The following is an 18,447-nucleotide window of genomic DNA, read 5'->3' on the forward strand; positions in this document are numbered from 1 at the left end:
TTGTCGCGCGCAACCGCATCGTCTGCTTCGTCAATGACGAGCTGAGTGCGGCAGCCCTCCGCAAGGGTCTCGACGGCAGCAACCTGGTGATCCGGCGCGGTACCATCCGTCATGCGACACGCATGCTCGAGACCGACACCGATCTGTACGCGCTGGTGACCGACATCAGCGGCATCGACGATCCCTTCACCGAACTGGAACGCCTCGCCAGTGTCTGTCCGCCCGATGTGAAGGTGGCCCTGATCGGTGACAACAGGGAGATCATCTTCTACCGCGAACTGATGGAGATCGGCCTCACTGAATACCTGCCGACGCCGATCACCAGGGATATGGTGCTCGACCAGCTGCGTCCCAAGCTGATCGGCGACGCCGCGCCGGCCCAGAATGACCGCGGCGGGCACGTGGTGTCGATCTGTGGCGCGCAGGGCGGCGCCGGCGCGACCAGCGTCGCGATCAACCTCGCGCTGCAACTGGCCGAAACCACCAAGGCGAAGGTGGCGCTGCTCGACCTGCATCTGCAGGGCGGCGAGACCGCGGTGATGCTGGGTGTTCGTCCTGGACCCGGCCTCCGCATCGCCCTTGAAAACCCGATGCGGGCCGACACGCTGTTTCTCGAACGGGCCGCGATCGAGGTGAACGATCGGGTCTGCCTGATTTCCGGCGACGAGGAGCTCGATGCCAAGCTCGACATCACCGAAGCCGGCGTCCGGCACGTGCTGGGCCTGCTCCGTCAGCGGTTCAACTACGTCGTTGTCGATGTGCCGGTGCCGTTCCCGGCATCGATCTATCCGGTCATTCAGATGTCCCGTCATGTGCTGGTGCTGCTGGAGGCCGAAGTAACCGGCCTGCGCAATGCCCACGCGCTGCGCAACGCCGTCACCAACATCGCGGGCAAGGATCGGGTGTTTACCCTGCTCAATCGTGCCGACCGCGCCGGCGGTCTGCCGAGGGCGACGATCGTCAAGGCGCTTGGCGCTGAGCCGGACATGGTGATCCCGGATCTCGGCAAGGGAATGACCCAGGCGGTCAACCTCGGCGTTCCGGCTCTGAAGCACGTATCCGGGCTGCGGCGCCACCTTGCCCCGATCGTACGGGAAATCACCGGCGTCGGTGCCAAGAAAAGGGCTGGGTGGAAGAGGTGGCTCGGGCTATGAAAAAGTTCGGCAGGCGCGCAGACGAAATGCCAGTGCGGATGCCCGCAGCGGTGCCGGACGCCCCGGCAGCGGCACCGAGCGCGCGGCCGGCGCCGCCACCCTTGCCGCCGGCGGAACCGAGCGTGGCGTCACCGGCGTCCAGCCTGTTTGCATCGGCGCCGAAGCATGAAGAACCTGCGACGCACCATCCGGTGATGTCGGCATCCCTGCGCGAACGCGTCATCGAGCAGATCGAGCCGTCAGTGGCCGCGACCGTTCCCCGCGACGTCCTGCGGCGGCAGATCGAGGAAATCATCCACGGCATCGCCAACCAGGAGCGGCTGGAGCTGTCGGGCCGCGAGCAGCTCTTCCTGGCGGAGGAGATCGCCGACGACATGACCGGCTACGGGCCGTTGCGTCCGCTTCTGCTCGACGAGACGATCAACGACATCATGATCAACGGGCCGAGCAACGTCTATGTCGAGCGGGCCGGCAAGCTGGAGCGGGTTGCGGTCCGCTTTCGCGACAACGACCATATCGCCTCGGTCGCACAGAAGATCGCCTCGCAGGTCGGCCGGCGGGTGGATGAATCCAGCCCGATGGTCGACTGCCGTCTGCCGGACGGCAGCCGTGTCAACATCATCCTGCCGCCGCTGGCTATCCATAGCCCCTGCATCTCGATCCGAAAATTTCCGAACCGGCGTCTGAACATCGCCGGGATGATCGAAAACGGCTCGATGACCGCCGCGCTTGGACAGCTGCTGGAGATCGCCTCCCGCTGCCGGCTCAATGTCTTGGTCTCCGGAGGCACCGGTTCCGGCAAGACGACGCTGCTGAACGCCTTGAGTCAGTTCATCGACCATAGCGAGCGCATCGTCACGATTGAGGACGCGGCGGAGCTGCAGCTTCAGCAGCCGCACGTGATCAGCCTGGAGACCCGTCCGGCCAGCCTCGAGGGCACCGGGCAGGTGACGCAGCGCGATCTTCTGTGGAACGCACTTCGTATGCGTCCGGACCGCATCGTCGTCGGTGAGGTGCGCGGCGCCGAGGCGTTCGACATGCTGCAGGCGATGAACACCGGTCATGACGGATCGATCTCCACCGTGCACGCCAACAGTACCCGCGACGCGCTGACGCGCGTGGAGAACATGGTGCAGATGGGGCAGGTCAATCTGCCGTCGCGCGCAATCCGCTCCCAGATCGTCGCCGCCCTGGATCTGATTGTGCAAGTCGAGCGCATGCGGGATGGCCAGCGCCGCATCGTGCAGATCAGCGAGGTGATCGGCCTCGAGGGCGAGGTGATCACCACCAACGACATCGCGTTGTTCGAGTACAAGGACGAGGATGTCCAAGGGCGGATATCCGGCACCTACCGCTCCACCAATGCGGTTCCGAAGTTCAAGAGCCGCCTCGTCTATTACGGGCTCGATCGGGCCTGGGCAGAAGCGATGAGGCACATCTGATGTCGACGCCCTTGATCATCGTTCTGGTGCTTCTGTTGTGTGCCGGGGCAAACACCCTTTGGCTCGACGCACGACAGCGACGAATGGAGCGCCAGCTCGAGATTGCGCTACCGACGGCTGAAGCAGCAGCCTTGGTGTCCATCCGTCGCGCGGCCAAGACGTCGCGTTGGCGCGCGCTCCAGCGCTTCGCCAATTATCGCCCTGATATGGTGTACGTCGTACGGCCGGTCTATGTGCTGCTTGCAGGGGGAATGGCAGCGGCGGGAATTCTCTACGTCAATGGATTCCTGAGGTTCCCTGGCTCCTATGGAGCCATTGCGGCTGTCGGCGTTGCCATCCTGGTCGTGCGCGGCCTGTTCGGATGGCAGCAACAACGCTTTGCAAATCAGCTCTTCCAGCAGCTTCCCGATGCGGTCCAGCTGGTGACGAGTACTGTCCGCTCCGGATTGCCCGTCCACGAAGCTTTTCGCACCATCGCCCGCGAGATGCCGCAACCGACATCCGGGCAATTTGCCATCGTCTGTCATGAATTGAACCTGGGCAGGTCGCCCGAGGAAGCCGTCGAGGAGATCTATCAGCGAACGCAGGTGTCGGAGTATGCGATGTTTGCGGTAACCCTCGCGGTGCAATTGAAGACCGGCGGCAGCCTGGCGGAAACGCTGCAAACGTTGGGCGAGACCGTGAGTCAGCGGGTTGCGCTGGCGGCCCGTGCGAAGGCCTTGGCGGGGGAGGTCATCTTCTCATCGCGTGCGCTCACCTGTGCGCCGGTCGTGATCGGCGGGCTGCTCTATCTGATCAATCCGCAGTCGGTCGACCTGCTGTTGTTCGATCCACAAGGAAACGTGCTGCTCGCTTATGCGGCGTGCTCGGTCCTGATCGGGCATTTCGTGATCCGTTGGATGGTCAGAAGGGAAACCACCCTATGACGGCTGTTCTCGGCTTTGCCACGCTTGCCGTCGCACTCGCGGCTGCGACCTTCCTGCTGGTCATTCGCGAGATACATCTGCGCACCCTGGACACGCGTGTCTCGAATGCCGTGCTGGGCATCTCCGATCGATCGAATTCGAAGGATCTGATCGGCTGGCTTTCATCGGTCGGCATGCGCTACAGGCGCTACTACGCCCAGGAAAATCTCGACCAGCTGAGGATGGTTCTTCAGTCGGCAGGGTTCAATCACTATCGAACCTTGCCGATCTGGATCGGCTTCAAGACGGTCAGCACGTTTGCGTTTCCGATCGCGGCTTTCTCTGTTTCGCAGATTCTTGGACGGCCGTTCACCGACGTGATGATCTTCACGCTGCTTGGCTTGGCGTTTGGAATCATGATTCCGCGCCTGATCTTGCTGGTTGTGAAGCGACGTTTCGATGCCGCGATCCGGCTCGGCACGCCGGACACCATCGATCTGCTTGTGGTTTGCAGCGAAGCCGGCATGGGCCTGGAGAGCGCGATTGAGCGTGTGGCGGAGGAGATGCGGGAGACCAATCCCGCTATCACCCACGTGCTGCGCGGTCTTCTCGATGATCTCCGGATCCTGCCGAATCGTGCCGACGCCTTCGAGAAGCTTGCGTCCACCTCGGAGGGCCTCCGTCGCTTCGGCACCATGGTCAGCCAAAGCCTGCAATATGGCACGCCGCTCAGTCAGGCGCTGCGCAGCATCGCGGTCGACCTGCGCCGGGAACGCATCACCAAGCTCGAGGAACGGGCGCACAAATTGGGCGCCAAGCTGACCGTTCCGATGGTGCTGTTTCTGCTTCCGGCGATGTTCGTCATTTTGGGCGGAAGCCCGTTCCTTCATTTGATCCGTACATTCTCCAATCTCGGTAATTGAGCCATGAGCGCAGCTGCAATGAGCCTTTCGACGAACCTGGCTTACGATCGGGCGACCCGATTCCTTGGCAGCGCATGGTTCCTTCTGTTGGCACTTGCCGTGACGACCAATCTCGCGAAGGCGGGAGAGCTGTGGCCGTCGCTCGTCTCGAACTTTCTGGTCGCGGTGTTTTACTTGATGCTGGCGTTGCTGATCCTGATCCGCGGCCCCGCAAAGGCGCAGGCCGAAGGCCTGCTGCCGAGGGTTGCTGCGTTCGTCGGCACATACTGGCCATGGACGATCACGTTTTTCGAGAAGACCGAGGGCGCATTGCCGAATTTGTTGTCCGCGGTTTTCGTGCTGACCGGCATGATCATGATCCTCGTGACCGTTCGTCATCTCGGACGGTCGTTCAGCCTGGTGCCGCAGGCGCGTTCGGTGGTGCAAACCGGGCCGTACCGTTGGATCAAGCATCCGCTCTATCTGTCGGAAGAGATCGTGTTCCTTGGTGTCGTGCTGCAGCATCTGAGCTGGATGACCGTGGGCCTGCTGATTCTGCACATCTGCATCCAGGTCTGGCGAATTCACTACGAAGAGGACGTGCTTCGGCGCACGCTTCCTGAATATTCCAGCTACGAGGCGTCGCGCTGGAGATTGATTCCCTATGTCTGGTGAGCGGCCATGCAGAGCTGGAAAAGCCGAGTGATCGGCAAGCGTTCCCTGATCGCGGATCGACGCGGCGCCGTCGCGTTCGAGATGCTGTTCGTTTTCGCCTTCCTGTTCCTGGTTATTCTGCTGCCGCTTGCCGACCTCGCGCTGGCGGGCTTTCAATACATCCAGGCGTTCGCGGCATTACGCGGGTTCGGGCAATATTTACAGTACAATCAGCCGACCGATGTCACGAGCACGTCGGATTGGCTGACAACTGTGCGTCCTAGAGCCGCCGTTAATCCGAGTTATCCTATCAGCGATCCTCAAATCATTTGCGGTGACAATCAGACCGGCTGTTCTGACGCTACGCTTTCGCCCAAATATTATTCATACACAACGACCATAACCTTTGCGCCAATGGTGTTGCGGTCAGTGCTTTGCAGCAATTCGTGCACGTACACGCTGTCATATTCTGAGCGGTTTCAATAGAGAGGGCTCCATGCGCGACATACTCCGTTGCCGTCGAGGTTCGGCCGCGTTCGCGACCGTGATTGCGTTGATCCCGTTGATCGGAATGATGGCGCTCGGCGGTGAAGCCGGGTCCTGGTATGTTACCAAGCAGCGCGCGCAGAATGCCGCTGATGCTGCCGCCTATTCAGGCGCGCTGCGGCTCGCTTGCTCTCTCGGATCACTTACGTGCGCCGATACGCAGTCTGTGGATTATCGCGGCAAGCAATTCGCAGCGCAGAACGCGTTCTGCAACTCAGGTGACACGTCGTATCCAGGCTCCATCTGTGCGGCCAGCCTTCCGAGTGGCATCTCGCACACCGTTGCGATCGCTTCGCTTACGTCGTGGAATGGAAACACCGGAAACTTCGTTCAAGCTACAGTTAGTCGGCAGCAGCCGGCGTACTTGGCCGCGGTGCTCGGCTTGTCTACGGTCAACATCGCCGCGACAGCTGTTGCCGAAGTCAAGAACCCGAAAGATGTATGTGCGTTGGGGCTCGGGCGGTGGCCAAAAGGCAGCGCACTTACCATCGGTGGCAATGTTACGACCGCCGGAAATGGCTGCGGGCTGATGTCAAACGACACTGTCAAATTTTCCAGCACTCCCACTATCACGGGATCAGGTTGGCAGATCGATGCTGCGAAAGGTTGCCTTCCCAACGTCACTCAGTGCAATAGCCTTAGCGTGCCATATAACTATTTTATGCCTGCTGCGACGAATCCCCTGCAGGCACTTGACACTGCTTCGTTCAACTCATGGACCGGCAAAACGACGAAACTGTCATGCAGCGGTACGTTGACGCCAAACAACAGTACCAATTTGTATGGTGATTTGACCTGTACGAACGGGGATACGGTGGTTTTCTCCCCCGGAACCTACTTCTTCTACAACGCAACAATCACAATTAATGGCGGAACCGTCAGCTGCCCGACCTGTACAGGCGCAGGCGCATCGGGCGTTACGCTCGTGTTGCTCGGGGATTCGTCGATTTCCATTAGTGGCAACGCTTCAGTTAGCCTTGTCGCACCTTCTACTAACGCTACTTATCCTGCACTCGCTGGCGTTCTGATTGACGATCAGGCACCAAATAAGAGCAAGAATGCCGTCACCGTAAACGGCAACAGTAACATGATCAATTTGGGCGGCGCGATGTATTTCCCGAATGTTGATGTTGCGTGGAGCGGAACGGGCGTCAATGCGAACACGACGTGTTCAGAGGTAATAGCCAATACTTTGACGATGACCGGTAGCGCTTACATGAGCACGGATGGCTGTGTCCCTGCCACAGTTGCTCACACCCAAGTTGTCTATTTGGTGCAATGATGAGAAAGCTGGACCAGCGGGGCGTTGCAGCGCTAGAGTTCTGCCTCATCGCTGTGCCCTTGTTCACCTTGATCTTCGCCGTGTTTGATTTCGGGCGGTACGCGATCACGATGCAGTCGCTGCGCATGCTCGCGGATGCAAGCGCTCGCGCGAACATGATCAAATGCTATACACCTGCTGTATTGCAGGCCACATCACCGTCCGCTTGTACCGGTGACTACCTGTCGGCCGCAGAAAAGCAGGCCGCTGCTCCCTTCCTGTATGGCGCCAGTCTCACGCCCACCGTGACCACGACGGCGGGCGCCTCGGCGCTGACGGTGACGGCATCCCAGTCAGGCTTCGCCATGATCATGCCGATCTGGGGCACGTCCCTCAACGCGCCGAGCGCGTCCACCACGATTCCCTTCTGAGCAGAACCCCGATTCGACGAGGCCGATCGGTGGCGCCGGCTTGGGCGGCCGCCAGGACGGCTCGGCCCGATGGCGGGCCGGGAAATAGCCCGGGCGGGCTATGGAAGTGGTGCGCGCTGGCAACAACGGGGAGTTTTCTCCGGCGTTGCCGCGGCCGGGCGGACCTCTCTCCTTGCAATCGAGGCGCGTAGCGAGGGATGATCTACCAGCCGCCATTAGCGGCCTTGCGACCCGGGTGAGTGTCCGGTGCGCCGGGAAATGGGAATTTTCGCGAGTAACGATTTGTAGTCGGACAGACTGTAAACTCTACGGCGTGGTGGACGAACGGGAGTGATCGGGACGCCGAGGTCGTAGATTTACGGGGGTCGTCGCGGAGACGCGGCGAAGGGGATTGGCATGATGGGAAGTCGCGTTTCGGTTGATGCGGGACTTGGGCTGGTAGCCTTGAGCGCGATGGCGTTTGGCGCTGCGATCGCCCTGTTTCATTTCGCCGATCCTGCTGCGGCCGCGGAGCGGCGGGCGCCGTCGTCCAGCGGCGTCTTCGTCAGCGAGATGAGCGACGTCCAGCGCGTCAGGGTGACCGTCAACAAGTCGCGCACCTTCAGGGTCGATACCGCGTTCTCGTCGATCGTCGCGGGCTCGCCCGAAATCGCCGACGTGAAGTCGCTGAGCGACCACCTTATCTACGTCCAGGGCAGGAAGACCGGCACCACCAACGTCATCCTGTTCGACAGCTCGATGAAGCAGATCGGCATTCTCGATGTCGAGGTGACGCTCGATATCGGCAATTTGCAGCAGAACATCCAGTCAGGCACCGGCACACGCGGCATTCGCGTGTCCTCCTCCGAAGGGCAGGTGGTGCTGAGCGGAACGGCCACCGATGCCGTCGCCGCCGAGCGGGCGATGACGATTGCCCAGGGCAGCGTTCCCAAGGACGCCATCGTGGTCAATGCCATGAGCGTTGCGGCGCCGCAGCAGGTGATGCTCGAGGTGCGCTTCCTCGAGGTCAGCCGCGAGGCGGGACGCGATCTCGGCGTGAACCTCATGGCGGCCAACGCCAATGGGACCAATATTGCCAATTCGGGATTGGGCGGCGTCGCAGTCGCTGGCCGAACTCCCATTGGCGGTGTCAATAGTATCAATACTGTGCCCATCAGTGGTGTCAGCGCCATCCCTGGTACCAGCAGCACTCCTGTTGGTGCCAATCCTGCTGGCAGCCTTCCAGTGCTGGGAACGATCGGAACGCTTGTTGGTTCGGCCGGCGGCGTGGTTGCGCCCCCGTTCGGAAGCTTGTTGACGAGCATTCTTCGAACCAGCAATGGCAGTTCGGTAGATCTTCTGATCACCGCACTGGAAACCAAAGGACTGGCCCGCCGGCTGGCGGAGCCGAATTTGACCACGCTGTCGGGTGATGCTGCGCGATTCCTGGCTGGTGGTGAGATTCCGGTGCCGGTCGCCTCGTCGCCGGTCCCGGGCGCACTGCCGACCGTGAGCATCGACTACAAGAAGTTCGGCGTCGAACTGGCCTTCGTGCCGACTGTGCTGTCGCGCGGAGTGATCAACCTTCGCGTCGAGCCCTCGGTCAGCGAGCTCGATTTTACCAACGCGGTGAGCATCTCCGGAACGACCATCCCGGCGCTGAGCCGCCGTGACGCACGCACTACGGTCGAGTTGCGCGACGGCCAGAGCTTTGCCATCGCCGGCCTCTTGCAGACGCGCAACCGGCAGGACGTCTCGCAATTGCCCTGGATCGGCTCGGTGCCGGTGCTCGGATCCCTGTTCAGCAGCAAGTCGTACCAGCAGCAGGAAACCGATCTCGTCATCATCGTGACGCCGCGCCTCGTCGCGCCGGCAGCGCCCGGTCAGCAACTGGCATCGCCGCTCGATTCCCGCCTGCCGGCCAACGACGTCGATTTCTTCCTCAATGGCCAGATGGAAGTTCGCAAGCGTTACGACGACTACGTCAATTCCGGCGGCGACGTGAAGGGACCCTATGGTCACATCATCGCGCCAAACGCTGTTGTTCCGGCTCCGCCACCGGCTGTCAGTGCGAACCAGCCGGTCGTGAAGACCTTGAACTAGGGGAGGCGAGAGATGACCATCCGATATCTGGCTTTGCTCGCACCCTTCCTGCTCGGCGGCTGCTACGGCCTTTACGGACATGACGAGATGGACCGCTACGTGCAGCGTTCCGACACCATCACGATGAGCGCCGGCAACGCCAAAGAGGTCAACGCCGTTACACACACGATCCACCCGTGGCCGGCCTATGTCGGCGATCGCAGGATCGCCTACGACGCGCGGCGCACGGGCACTGCGATAACGCGCTATGGCACCCAGCAGCGGCCGCTCGATCAGCTTCCCGACATGGGCGATCCGACCAAGGCGATGGGCCAGCCGCCGCCCGTCACCACGATTCAGAACGTCAACACGACCGGATTGGGCGCAGGGACCGGTGGATCGGTGGCCGTCGGGGTCGGAGGCGGAGGCGGCAGGTAATGTCCTTGCAGCGTCGGCCAGGTGCCGGGGCAGGGATTCGGAAGGGAAGTGCGACGTTAGGTTTCGGCAGACCTCGGTATTTCGGTCGTGCCGTCTGTTTTCGTAGGTAGTTTTGCGATGGATCTTCGAATGGTGCAGGGGCTGCGCTGGACTTGGGGAATGGGGCGAGGATTGCATCGCCTCGCACCGGCGTTGATCTGTTGCGGCTTGGCGACCGGCCTTGGGGCCTGTGACTACACGACGCGGGAGGCTGCGATCGTAGCCCCCGTGGATCCGCCGGGCGGAGACCCCGTGCAGGAGCCGACCGACGTCAAATACTATCCCTCCGACGAACCGGTGCGGATGGGGCTCGAGCACTACAACCGCGGCAATTACGGAATCTCGCAGCGCTATTTCAAGGAAGCGGTCGAGAAGGCGCCGAAGGACGTGACGGCCTGGGTCGGGCTCGCGGCGAGCTATGACAAGCTGCGCCGCTTCGATCTCGCCGATCAGGCCTATGCGCAGGCGATCCGGCTTGGCGGCGAGACCGTCCAGATCCTCAACGATCAGGGCTATTCCCTCATGCTGCGCGGCAATCTGAACGGCGCGCGGCGGAAGTTCGAGAAGGCGTATTCGCTCGATCCGGGCAACCCCGTCATCGCGAACAACCTCGAGCTTCTCAACGGCAGCCGGAGGTTCATCGAGCGTCCGCCGAACAATCAGCCGTAGGTTGACAGCGGTTCACGAGCCTCTGCACGATTTCTTAGGGGTATGATAATACCAAATTTTGCCCGACGCGTCGAGTTGCCGGGTCCGCCGGCTCCTTTGCATGGGGTTGTTTTCGATATTTTGGCAGCTCGCCCCTGCGACTTGACCTCGCCACGATCTAGTTCGGCATCAGCACGACATCGATGCGGCGGCTGTTTCGCGTGCTGATGATGATAGCACCGTTGCGGGTGGCGAATCTCGCACCGAGAAGCCGCGGCACTTTTTCCGTCAACGACGACGGCAGCGGAATCATTCCGCCGGTGATGGGATCGCCGACGTTGATCGGCGCGACTGCTGCGCCGCCCGAAGGCGCTGCCTTGATGTACTCCCTGATCAACTGAATCTCTTCACGCGAGAGGTTGAGCGCGGCCTGTTCGCCTGCGCCGTCAGTCAGCTTCTTTTCCGCCTCGGCCTTGTCTTGCGCATCTTGCTGCTGGGCGGCATCGCGTCTTGCGACCTCGACCTGTTCGAGTCTGGCGAGGCGTTCCCTCAGCGGCGTGATCTCCCGCCGCAACGCGGCTATGTCCGACTTCAGCGAAGAAAGCTGACCAAGTGCAATCGCGGCGGCAACGCAAGTGACGACCGAGATCAGGCTGAGGCACGCCACCGCCAGCCCCGTCAATCCGCCTCGACGATCGGCACGACGATCCCCGACATCCTCCGCGGATCGCCGTCGCCGCGCGGCGGCGAATTTCGGCTTGATCGTGCCGAGGAAGCTGACCAGACCGGACAACCGCGCAGCCACCATGCGGTTCGCCTCTTGAAAGGAGCCGAATGCAGGCGCAGGGACGATCGGAGAGTGCGCCGGGGGGATGCCGGGAGCAGTAGCCGAATGGCCCGCGCCGGATGGCTGGCGGTCGTCGCGGTCCTCGCGCGTCATGCCGGGGAGCTCGAGATCAACGTCGTCGGGACGGTCGATCGCAGCATCCGCAACGTAATGGCGCGTGTCGGCGGCAGCGGCGTCCAATCGTTCCGTTTCCTGTTGATCGAGTCCTTCTTCAAGCGAGCGCCACAGCGAGAGCCCCGAATCGGTGATCTGCAGGCCCGCGTCGTTGATCGATGCCCATCCCGATTGGAAGACGTCGGCATCGCCAAGCTCGGACGGCCGCTTCGACTGCGTGGCCTCATCGCCGGCCGCGATCATGCGCTTGACCTCGCGGCTGACCTCGTCGATCGCGATCCGCTGCCCGGGCCTTGCGGCCAGCACACTCAGGATCGCCAGATTGAACCTCATGCGGCGCCTCGCGATGCCCCGTCAACCGGCCGTGCCGCCGTTCCGCTCCCGTGCAGGCGACGTGCGAGCCTCAGCGGGGTCGAAGCGGATCAATCATGCCGGCACGGACGTCGGTTAATCAGGGAGTCAAGCAAGTGTACCGGCTCGCCAAGGGGCAAACAATCCGGCACCAGACCTACGACAGATGGATAAGTCGGCCCGCAAACGAGACGCGTCGGGATCGTGTTCGCGGCGCGCCTCAGAGAAACTCGCGAAGTCTGGAGAGTTCGATCACATGCTCGGGTGAGAGCACGTCGGGGACGAGGGGAGGCTGCGACTTGGTGCGGATCTCGTAAAGATGTCGCGTCTTCTCGGGCTTGCTCATGAAATCCCGAATGCATTGGTCAAGCGTTCCATTGACGACCATATAGGGCGCGCGATCCTCTCGCCTCGAGTTGTTGAGAGAAGGCCATTTGTAAAGGTGGGCCGCAGCTTGGAAGTCCACCTGATGAGATTGGTCGGTCATTGCAAAATATCTAGCCGAAAAAGCCCTGCGCGGCAAAGTCAGCCGGCTGATGAGTGAGCCGGTGCGGCAATACGCGCAAGCTGCGGTCGTGCATCGCAGAAGCCGCCGTCATGCATCTCGAACGATCCGCCGATGTGCCTCGCGTTGATGCCTCGCAGCAACTCCCGCTTCGATCTCCCGCGGGCCGAGATCGAGGGCGAACGGGCGAAGCCGGCTGAAGGCAGCGCCGGCAGATGCCCTCGCGCGGCAAGCGCGCAGCGTGGCAACGCGCGTTGACGACCTGGCGTCGTTCGCGGCGCCAGCGGCCGCGATGACGTGCCGGATTGACTTGTTCCTATTTTGTTCTATTGCCAGTTTCCACGTCCGGGGACCGGCGGCTTCGGTCAGGTCAGGGATGAACGGGTCGAGATGGCAGCCGCAGCCACCATCCTTCATGCGGACCTGGATGCATTTTACGCATCGGTCGAGCAACTGCTCGAGCCGTCGCTGCGCGGCAAGCCGATCGCCGTCGGGGGCGGGGTTGTGCTGGCGGCGTCCTATGAGGCCAAGGCCTTCGGAGTGCATGGCGGCATGTCGGGGCGGGAAGCGCGCCAACTGTGCCCGCAACTTGTTTTCGTCGGCGGCCATTTCAGCGATTACCAGCGGTTGGGTGACGCGGCCATCAAGGTGATCGGCGACTTCACGCCGCTGGTCGAGCGAATTTCGATCGACGAGGCGTTTGCGGACGTTGCCGGCTGCACTCACCTGTTCGGAACGCCTGCCGAAATAGCCGCGTCGATCCGGTGGCGCGTACGCAGCGAGCTCGGCCTTCCGATCTCGGTCGGCGTCGCCCGCACCAAGCATCTGGCGAAGATCGCCTCGCAGGTCGCAAAGCCCGATGGACTTGTCGTCGTTGATCCCGACGCCGAGCTGAGCTTCCTTCACGAATTGCCGGTTGAGTTGATGTGGGGAGTAGGGCCGGTCACCAGGACCCGGTTGGACGCGATCGGTGTCGCGACGATCGGTCAGCTCACCAAATTGTCGGAACGGTCGCTGACGCACTTGCTCGGTCCGGCGGCGGGCGAGAAACTCGCCGCGCTGGCCTGGAATCGCGATCCGCGACAGCTCAAGCCACACCGGCGCGCGCGATCGGCGGGAGCACAATCGGCACTTGGCCGAAGGCCTGCGATCGAGCAAGTCATCCGGCCAACGTTGCTTCATCTCGCCGACCGCGTCGCCACGCGGCTTCGGGCGAAGTCACGGCCTGGACGAACCGTGACGGTGCGCGTCCTCTTCGCCGACCTGAAGTCGGTGACGCGCTCGATGACGCTCGATGCGCCGGTGTGCACGACCATCGTCCTGGCGCGGCTCGCCGAGAATCTCGTGCGCGCTGCTCTTGCTGACCATCCCGGCGAGAAGATCATCTCGCTGCTGGCGATCTCGGTGTCGCATCTCGAGGAGCATTGGGATCTTGCATTGGAGCTTCCACTCGGACTGGAGGACGAAGCGCTTCGGCCTGGAAGTCCGACAGGGATGGCCCGCTGGGCGGCGGACCGTGCGATCGACAAGATCCGCGATCGCTTTGGCTGGGAGGCGATCGGATATGGTTCAGCCGCGCTGGAGGCGGTTCATTCGGTGCCCGACGCGTTTCGCAAGCTTGCCGAGAGAGATCTCTAGCGTTCGCCGGTTCACGTATCTGTCACTGCATTAAGAAAAGGCAATTTGGAATCGCGCGCTTGTGAGTGGCGACCCCGTACGGTCGGCCTATTTTGAGCCTGCGGAGGGACAGCCATGAAGCACAGCGCCGAACTGATCCAGACGATGCGCGATGCGTTGGATGCGGTCATGGCAAGCGTACCGGCGGATCAATCCGTGTTCGGTCTCAAGGCCGCTGTTGCGGAATGCATCCTGCGAGCCGCAGCTCACGGCCAGACCTCGTTCGACGGGCTCGTGACGTCGGCATCCGATCAGCTTCAGTCGATCATCTCGATGCTGACCTAGGCGATCGGACGGTGCGCGACCGTCGCGTTCGCCTTGCCGCGCGGTGTGCTGATGATGCAATCGCTCGGGCCGACGGTTCTCTCAGGGCAGCGATACGACCCGTAGATTGTTGGTTGTTCCCGCTTGTCCAAAGGGAATGCCGGCGACCACGACCAGCAGATCGCGGCTCGATGCAAACTGCTCTGCTTGCGCGAATGTAGTTGCGCGCTCGACCATCTCCTCATAGCTCTGAACGTCGTCGGAAAGCACGCTGTGAGCGCCCCAAAGCAGGCACAGGCGGCGGGACACTTCGCGGCTTGGGGTGATGGCGAGGATCGGGCGGCTCGGCCGCTTGCGCGCGACGCGTGCGGCCGTGGTACCGCTCGACGTATAGGCCACAATGGCTGCGGCGTGAACGACGGAGGCGAGATCGGCCGCCGCCGTTGCCACGGCATGCGGTGGCGTTTGCTCTTCGCCGGGCTGGGTCGCCTCGACGATCGAGCGGTACATCTTGTGTTGTTCGGTGCTGCGGATGATGCGGTCCATCATCTCGACCGCCTCGCGCGGATATCGGCCTGTTGCGGACTCCGCCGACAGCATCACGGCGTCTGCGCCATCATAGATGGCGGTCGCAACGTCGGAGACTTCCGCACGTGTCGGCGTAGGGGCGGCGACCATCGAGTCCAGCATTTGCGTGGCGACGATCACGGGCTTCACCGCGAGACGGCAGGCCCGCACCAGCTCCTTCTGGCGCCCCGGCACGTCCTCATGCGGGATTTCGACGCCGAGATCTCCCCGCGCAACCATGATGGCGTCGCATAACTGGATGATATCGTCGATCCGTTCGAGCGCTGCCGGTTTCTCGATCTTGGCCATCAGGCCGGCGCGGTCCCCGACGAGGCCTCTCGCCTCGATGATATCGGAGGGCTTCTGCACGAACGACAGGGCAACCCAATCCACGCCAAGTTTCAGGCCGAACTCCAGATCGAGGCGATCCTTCGCGGTCAGCGGTGAAAGATCGAGGACCGTTCCCGGCAGATTGACGCCCTTGTGATTCGAGATCGTGCCACCGACGATCACCTTGGCTTCGATGAAATCGTCACCGAGCCCGGTAACGCGAACGCGGACCCTGCCGTCGTCGATCAGAAGGTCATGGCCGGGGGCAACGGCGGCAAAGATCTCCCGATGCGGGAGGGGAATTGCGGTTCGGTCGCCTTCCGATCCGGACAAGACGAACCGAATGGTCTCTCCGGCCATTGCGGTGATCTTTCCATCGCGCAAGGTGCCGACGCGGATCTTCGGGCCCTGGAGGTCCATCACGATGCCGATCGGCCGGCCGACGTCCTGTTCCAGCTTTCGGATCGCCGCGTGAATGCGTGCGTGATCGCTCTGTGTTCCGTGACTGAAGTTCAGGCGGAACGTATCGACGCCCGCCAGCAGCAGTGCCTCGAGCATCTCGGGGGAACTGCTTGCTGGACCAACGGTTGCAACGATCTTGGCTCGTCGATGACGACGCATGGATCACCTCGTCGGTGGCTGGCCGGCTGCGATCAGCACGGCACGGATATCATTGACGTTCGTAAGCGTCGGCCCGGTGCGCACGAGGTCTCCAAGGCGGTCGAAGAACGTATAGCTGTCATGGGCAGCCAGATGCGCCCGTGCGTCAAGCAGATTCGCGGCGGCGCGCCGCAACGTATCCGGACCGATCAAAGCGCCAGCCGCATCTTCCGTTCCATCAATTCCATCGCTGTCGCCCGCAACGGCCCAGATATCGGATGCGCCGGACAGGGCGACGGCAAGCCCCAGCAGGAATTCGGTGTTGCGGCCGCCGTGTCCCGCCGGCCCGCGCCCGATCGTCACCGTCGTCTCGCCTCCGGACAGCAGCACCGCGGGGGCAGGGCCCGGCTGCGCGTGCCTCGCGACTGATAGGGCGATGCCGGCCATCACGGTTCCGAGTTCCCGTGCCTCGCCCTCGATCGCGTCGCCGAGGATGATCGGCGTCAGGCCTTCGTCCCGGGCGGCGCTGGCCGCGGCGTCAAGCGCATGGAATGGAGCGGCAAGGATGCGGACGTCGGCATCAATCTCGCCGGGCTTGGGTGTCTCGTCCGCTTGTTCAAGCACAAGCCGCGCCGCTTCCGGCAGGTTGATGGCAAACCGGCCAACGATCTCCAGCGCATCGGCTTTTGTGCTGCTGTCCGGCAGCGAGGGACCGGAGGCAATCGCCGCGGGATCGTCGCCGGGAATGTCTGAGATCACAAGGGTCGTGACGCGGGCGGGACGGGCGGCCAGCGCCAGCCGACCGCCCTTGATCGCGGACAGATGTTTGCGGACGACGTTCATCTCGGCAATCGTCGCGCCGCTTGCAAGGAGTGCCCGGTTGACCGCCTGCTTGTCGGCGAGAGTCATCGGAGATGCCGGCAGGGTCATCAGCGCCGAGCCACCGCCGGACACCAGGGCGATGACGAGATCGTCTGCAGAAAGCCCCTCGACGGCGCGCAGCATGCGAAGGGCCGCGGTCCTGCTCGTGTCATCCGGCACGGGGTGAGACGCTTCGAGCACTTCGATACGGCCGGCTGGAACCGAATGGCCGTGGCGCGTGACGACGACACCTGAAAGCTCGACGTCAGCCCATGCCGCGTCGAGGCCCGCAGCCATTGCCGCCGACGCCTTACCCGCGCCGACGACGATGCATCTGCCCTTCGGCTTTGCCGGCAGGGCGTCGGCAATCGTGATCCTCGGATCGGCGCTCGCGATGGCGGCGTCGAAGATTCGCCGCAGGGCGGTCCGAGCCCGCACATCCGTCCATCTGTCGTTCAATCGCTTGCGCTCCAGCCGATAGGTCTCTTGTTATGGCGCCTTCTCGAGACGGTCGTAAGACACGGGTGCCTCCAGTCGGCCGCCTTCACCGGGAAAGATCTTTGCGCGAGCGGTCGCGGCACTTGCCGTCGCTTCACTGCCGAGAATGAACGCGCGCCGCATCGGCTTGATTAACAACAAGGCAGTGAGGGCCGCGGTGGCATTGAGTGCAACCGCGACGATGAACACGGCCTGCCAGCCGAGCTGGGAAGAGATGATGCTCGCGAGCGGCACGAGCAGCGCCGCCGTGCCCTTCGCCGTGTAGAGCATGCCGTTGTTGGTGGTTGCGTATTTGGCGCCGAACGTGTCGCCCGACGTCGCGGGAAACAGGCTGTAGATTTCGCCGAAGACGCCGAAATAGATCGCCGTGGCCAGCACGAAGACAACCGGAATGTGACCGTAGGTGGACAGCGTCAGCAACATCAGCGCCGCCGTCGCGAACGCGATGAACATCGTGTGCTCGCGCCCGATATTGTCGGAGACCCAGCCGAAGAGCGGACGGCCGAAACCATCGAAGACGCGATCGAGCGAGATGGCAAAGGTCAGCGCCGCCATCTGGAAGCCTGCCAGGGTGACCGGCGTGTCCGCGATCTTGAAGTCATGGGCGATCGGCCCGATTTGCGCGGCGGTCATCAACCCGCCGGAAGCCACCATGACGAACACCACGTACATGACCCAGAAGACCGGGGTGCGCAGCACCTGGGGCGGCGTGTAGTCGATCGCGCTCTGCGGCAGACTGAGGCGCTTCTTCCGGGGCGCCTCGATGCCATCCGGCGGGCGGACGAACCAGGCCAGCAGGATGACGATGAGGCCTTGCCCGATCCCGAAGGTCAGGAAGGTGCTCTGGTAGCCGCTGGCGGCAATCATGTTGGCAATCGGTACGACGGTGAGGGCCGCACCGGCGCCAAACCCGGCGGCGGTTGCTCCTGCGGCTAGGCCGCGCCGGTCCGGAAACCATTTCAGCGCATTGCCGACGCAAGTGCCGTAGACGGCGCCGGCGCCAATGCCGGCGACAATAGCTGCCGCATAAAGCGTGACGAGAGAGGAGGCGTATGAGTTCATGACCCAGGCCAACCCGATCATCAGCCCGCCGAACGTGATGACGATGCGGGGGCCGTATTTGTCCACGAACCAGGCCTCCACCGGCACAAGCCATGTCTCCGTCATCACGAAAATCGTGAAGGCGAGCTGGATGGCTGGACGACCCCAGTGAAACTTCGCGTCGATCGGGTCAACGAACAGCGTCCACCCATATTGCAGGTTGGCGATCATCGCCATGCAGACGATGCCGATCGCCAGCTGCAGCCAACGGAAGCCGCCGGGCGATGATGCCGGTTTCGTGGAGATCATGT

General features: G+C 62.7%; 18 protein-coding genes. 13 read left to right on the plus strand and 5 right to left on the minus strand.

Annotated elements, in window-relative coordinates:
- The first annotated feature begins 122 nt into the window (after positions 1 to 122).
- The 11 genes from I6F38_RS05445 (at position 123) to I6F38_RS05495 (ending at position 10,502) form a co-directional block, all read left to right on the plus strand.
- The gene (locus I6F38_RS05445) at positions 123 to 1,154 is read left to right on the plus strand and encodes an AAA family ATPase (protein ID WP_225159356.1); all 1,032 of its coding nucleotides are present in this window, start codon (positions 123 to 125) and stop codon (positions 1,152 to 1,154) included.
- Complete coding sequence (locus I6F38_RS05450) at positions 1,151 to 2,596, plus strand: CpaF family protein (protein ID WP_038379677.1); 1,446 nt, start codon at positions 1,151 to 1,153, stop codon at positions 2,594 to 2,596. The genes I6F38_RS05445 and I6F38_RS05450 overlap by 4 nt, the downstream gene beginning before the upstream one ends.
- On the plus strand, positions 2,596 to 3,522 hold the full coding sequence (locus I6F38_RS05455) for a type II secretion system F family protein (RefSeq protein WP_225159357.1): 927 nt from the start codon (positions 2,596 to 2,598) through the stop codon (positions 3,520 to 3,522). Before I6F38_RS05450 ends, I6F38_RS05455 begins: the two co-directional genes overlap by 1 nt.
- Entirely contained in the window at positions 3,519 to 4,424 is a 906-nt protein-coding gene (locus tag I6F38_RS05460) for a type II secretion system F family protein (protein WP_225159358.1), read from the plus strand. The genes I6F38_RS05455 and I6F38_RS05460 overlap by 4 nt, the downstream gene beginning before the upstream one ends.
- Positions 4,425 to 4,442: 18 nt before the next feature.
- Positions 4,443 to 5,078 (plus strand): methyltransferase, encoded by a 636-nt coding sequence (locus tag I6F38_RS05465; RefSeq protein ID WP_225159359.1) that lies wholly within the window; start codon positions 4,443 to 4,445, stop codon positions 5,076 to 5,078.
- A gap of 6 nt (positions 5,079 to 5,084) precedes the next feature.
- Complete coding sequence (locus tag I6F38_RS05470) at positions 5,085 to 5,543, plus strand: hypothetical protein (RefSeq protein WP_225159360.1); 459 nt, start codon at positions 5,085 to 5,087, stop codon at positions 5,541 to 5,543.
- Positions 5,544 to 5,553: 10 nt separating this feature from the next.
- Positions 5,554 to 6,885, plus strand: coding sequence for a pilus assembly protein TadG-related protein (locus I6F38_RS05475; protein WP_225159361.1), 1,332 nt, complete (start codon positions 5,554 to 5,556; stop codon positions 6,883 to 6,885).
- On the plus strand, positions 6,885 to 7,295 hold the full coding sequence (locus I6F38_RS05480; RefSeq protein WP_225159362.1) for a TadE family protein: 411 nt from the start codon (positions 6,885 to 6,887) through the stop codon (positions 7,293 to 7,295). The genes I6F38_RS05475 and I6F38_RS05480 overlap by 1 nt, the downstream gene beginning before the upstream one ends.
- 396 nt (positions 7,296 to 7,691) lie before the next feature.
- Complete coding sequence (locus I6F38_RS05485; RefSeq protein ID WP_225159363.1) at positions 7,692 to 9,377, plus strand: type II and III secretion system protein family protein; 1,686 nt, start codon at positions 7,692 to 7,694, stop codon at positions 9,375 to 9,377.
- Positions 9,378 to 9,389: 12 nt separating this feature from the next.
- Positions 9,390 to 9,794 (plus strand): hypothetical protein, encoded by a 405-nt coding sequence (locus tag I6F38_RS05490; RefSeq protein ID WP_225159364.1) that lies wholly within the window; start codon positions 9,390 to 9,392, stop codon positions 9,792 to 9,794.
- Positions 9,795 to 10,085: 291 nt separating this feature from the next.
- On the plus strand, positions 10,086 to 10,502 hold the full coding sequence (locus I6F38_RS05495; RefSeq protein ID WP_168856880.1) for a tetratricopeptide repeat protein: 417 nt from the start codon (positions 10,086 to 10,088) through the stop codon (positions 10,500 to 10,502).
- 157 nt (positions 10,503 to 10,659) lie between these two features.
- On the opposite strand, the gene I6F38_RS05500 is transcribed toward I6F38_RS05495, so the two are convergent.
- Both I6F38_RS05500 and I6F38_RS05505 read right to left on the minus strand, forming a co-directional pair.
- Positions 10,660 to 11,685 carry a hypothetical protein gene (locus tag I6F38_RS05500; protein WP_225159365.1) on the minus strand — a complete coding sequence of 342 codons (1,026 nt, stop codon included), beginning with the start codon at positions 11,683 to 11,685 and terminating at the stop codon, positions 10,660 to 10,662.
- Between the two features lie 328 nt (positions 11,686 to 12,013).
- Positions 12,014 to 12,280 carry a hypothetical protein gene (locus I6F38_RS05505; RefSeq protein WP_225159366.1) on the minus strand — a complete coding sequence of 89 codons (267 nt, stop codon included), beginning with the start codon at positions 12,278 to 12,280 and terminating at the stop codon, positions 12,014 to 12,016.
- A gap of 408 nt (positions 12,281 to 12,688) precedes the next feature.
- On the opposite strand from I6F38_RS05505, the gene dinB reads away from it, so the two are divergent.
- Entirely contained in the window at positions 12,689 to 13,936 is a 1,248-nt protein-coding gene (gene dinB / locus I6F38_RS05510; protein WP_225159367.1) for a DNA polymerase IV, read from the plus strand.
- Positions 13,937 to 14,050: 114 nt separating this feature from the next.
- Entirely contained in the window at positions 14,051 to 14,260 is a 210-nt protein-coding gene (locus I6F38_RS05515) for a hypothetical protein (protein ID WP_092084574.1), read from the plus strand.
- Positions 14,261 to 14,341: 81 nt separating this feature from the next.
- Here I6F38_RS05515 and pyk read toward each other — a convergent pair whose 3' ends face one another.
- From pyk to oxlT, 3 genes are read right to left on the minus strand one after another with little or no spacing between them, the layout of a single operon-like run.
- Positions 14,342 to 15,757, minus strand: a complete 1,416-nt coding sequence (pyk, locus tag I6F38_RS05520; protein WP_225159368.1) for a pyruvate kinase — start codon at positions 15,755 to 15,757, stop codon at positions 14,342 to 14,344.
- A gap of 3 nt (positions 15,758 to 15,760) precedes the next feature.
- Positions 15,761 to 17,056, minus strand: a complete 1,296-nt coding sequence (locus I6F38_RS05525) for a glycerate kinase (RefSeq protein WP_225159369.1) — start codon at positions 17,054 to 17,056, stop codon at positions 15,761 to 15,763.
- 30 nt (positions 17,057 to 17,086) lie between these two features.
- Positions 17,087 to 18,445: an oxalate/formate MFS antiporter gene (oxlT, locus tag I6F38_RS05530; RefSeq protein ID WP_225159370.1), complete on the minus strand. Its 1,359-nt coding sequence runs from the start codon at positions 18,443 to 18,445 to the stop codon at positions 17,087 to 17,089.
- Between the last annotated feature and the right edge of the window lie 2 nt (positions 18,446 to 18,447).

Source organism: Bradyrhizobium sp. BRP56, assembly GCF_020194035.1.
In the GTDB taxonomy this organism is placed as follows: Bacteria; Pseudomonadota; Alphaproteobacteria; order Rhizobiales; family Xanthobacteraceae; genus Bradyrhizobium; species Bradyrhizobium australafricanum.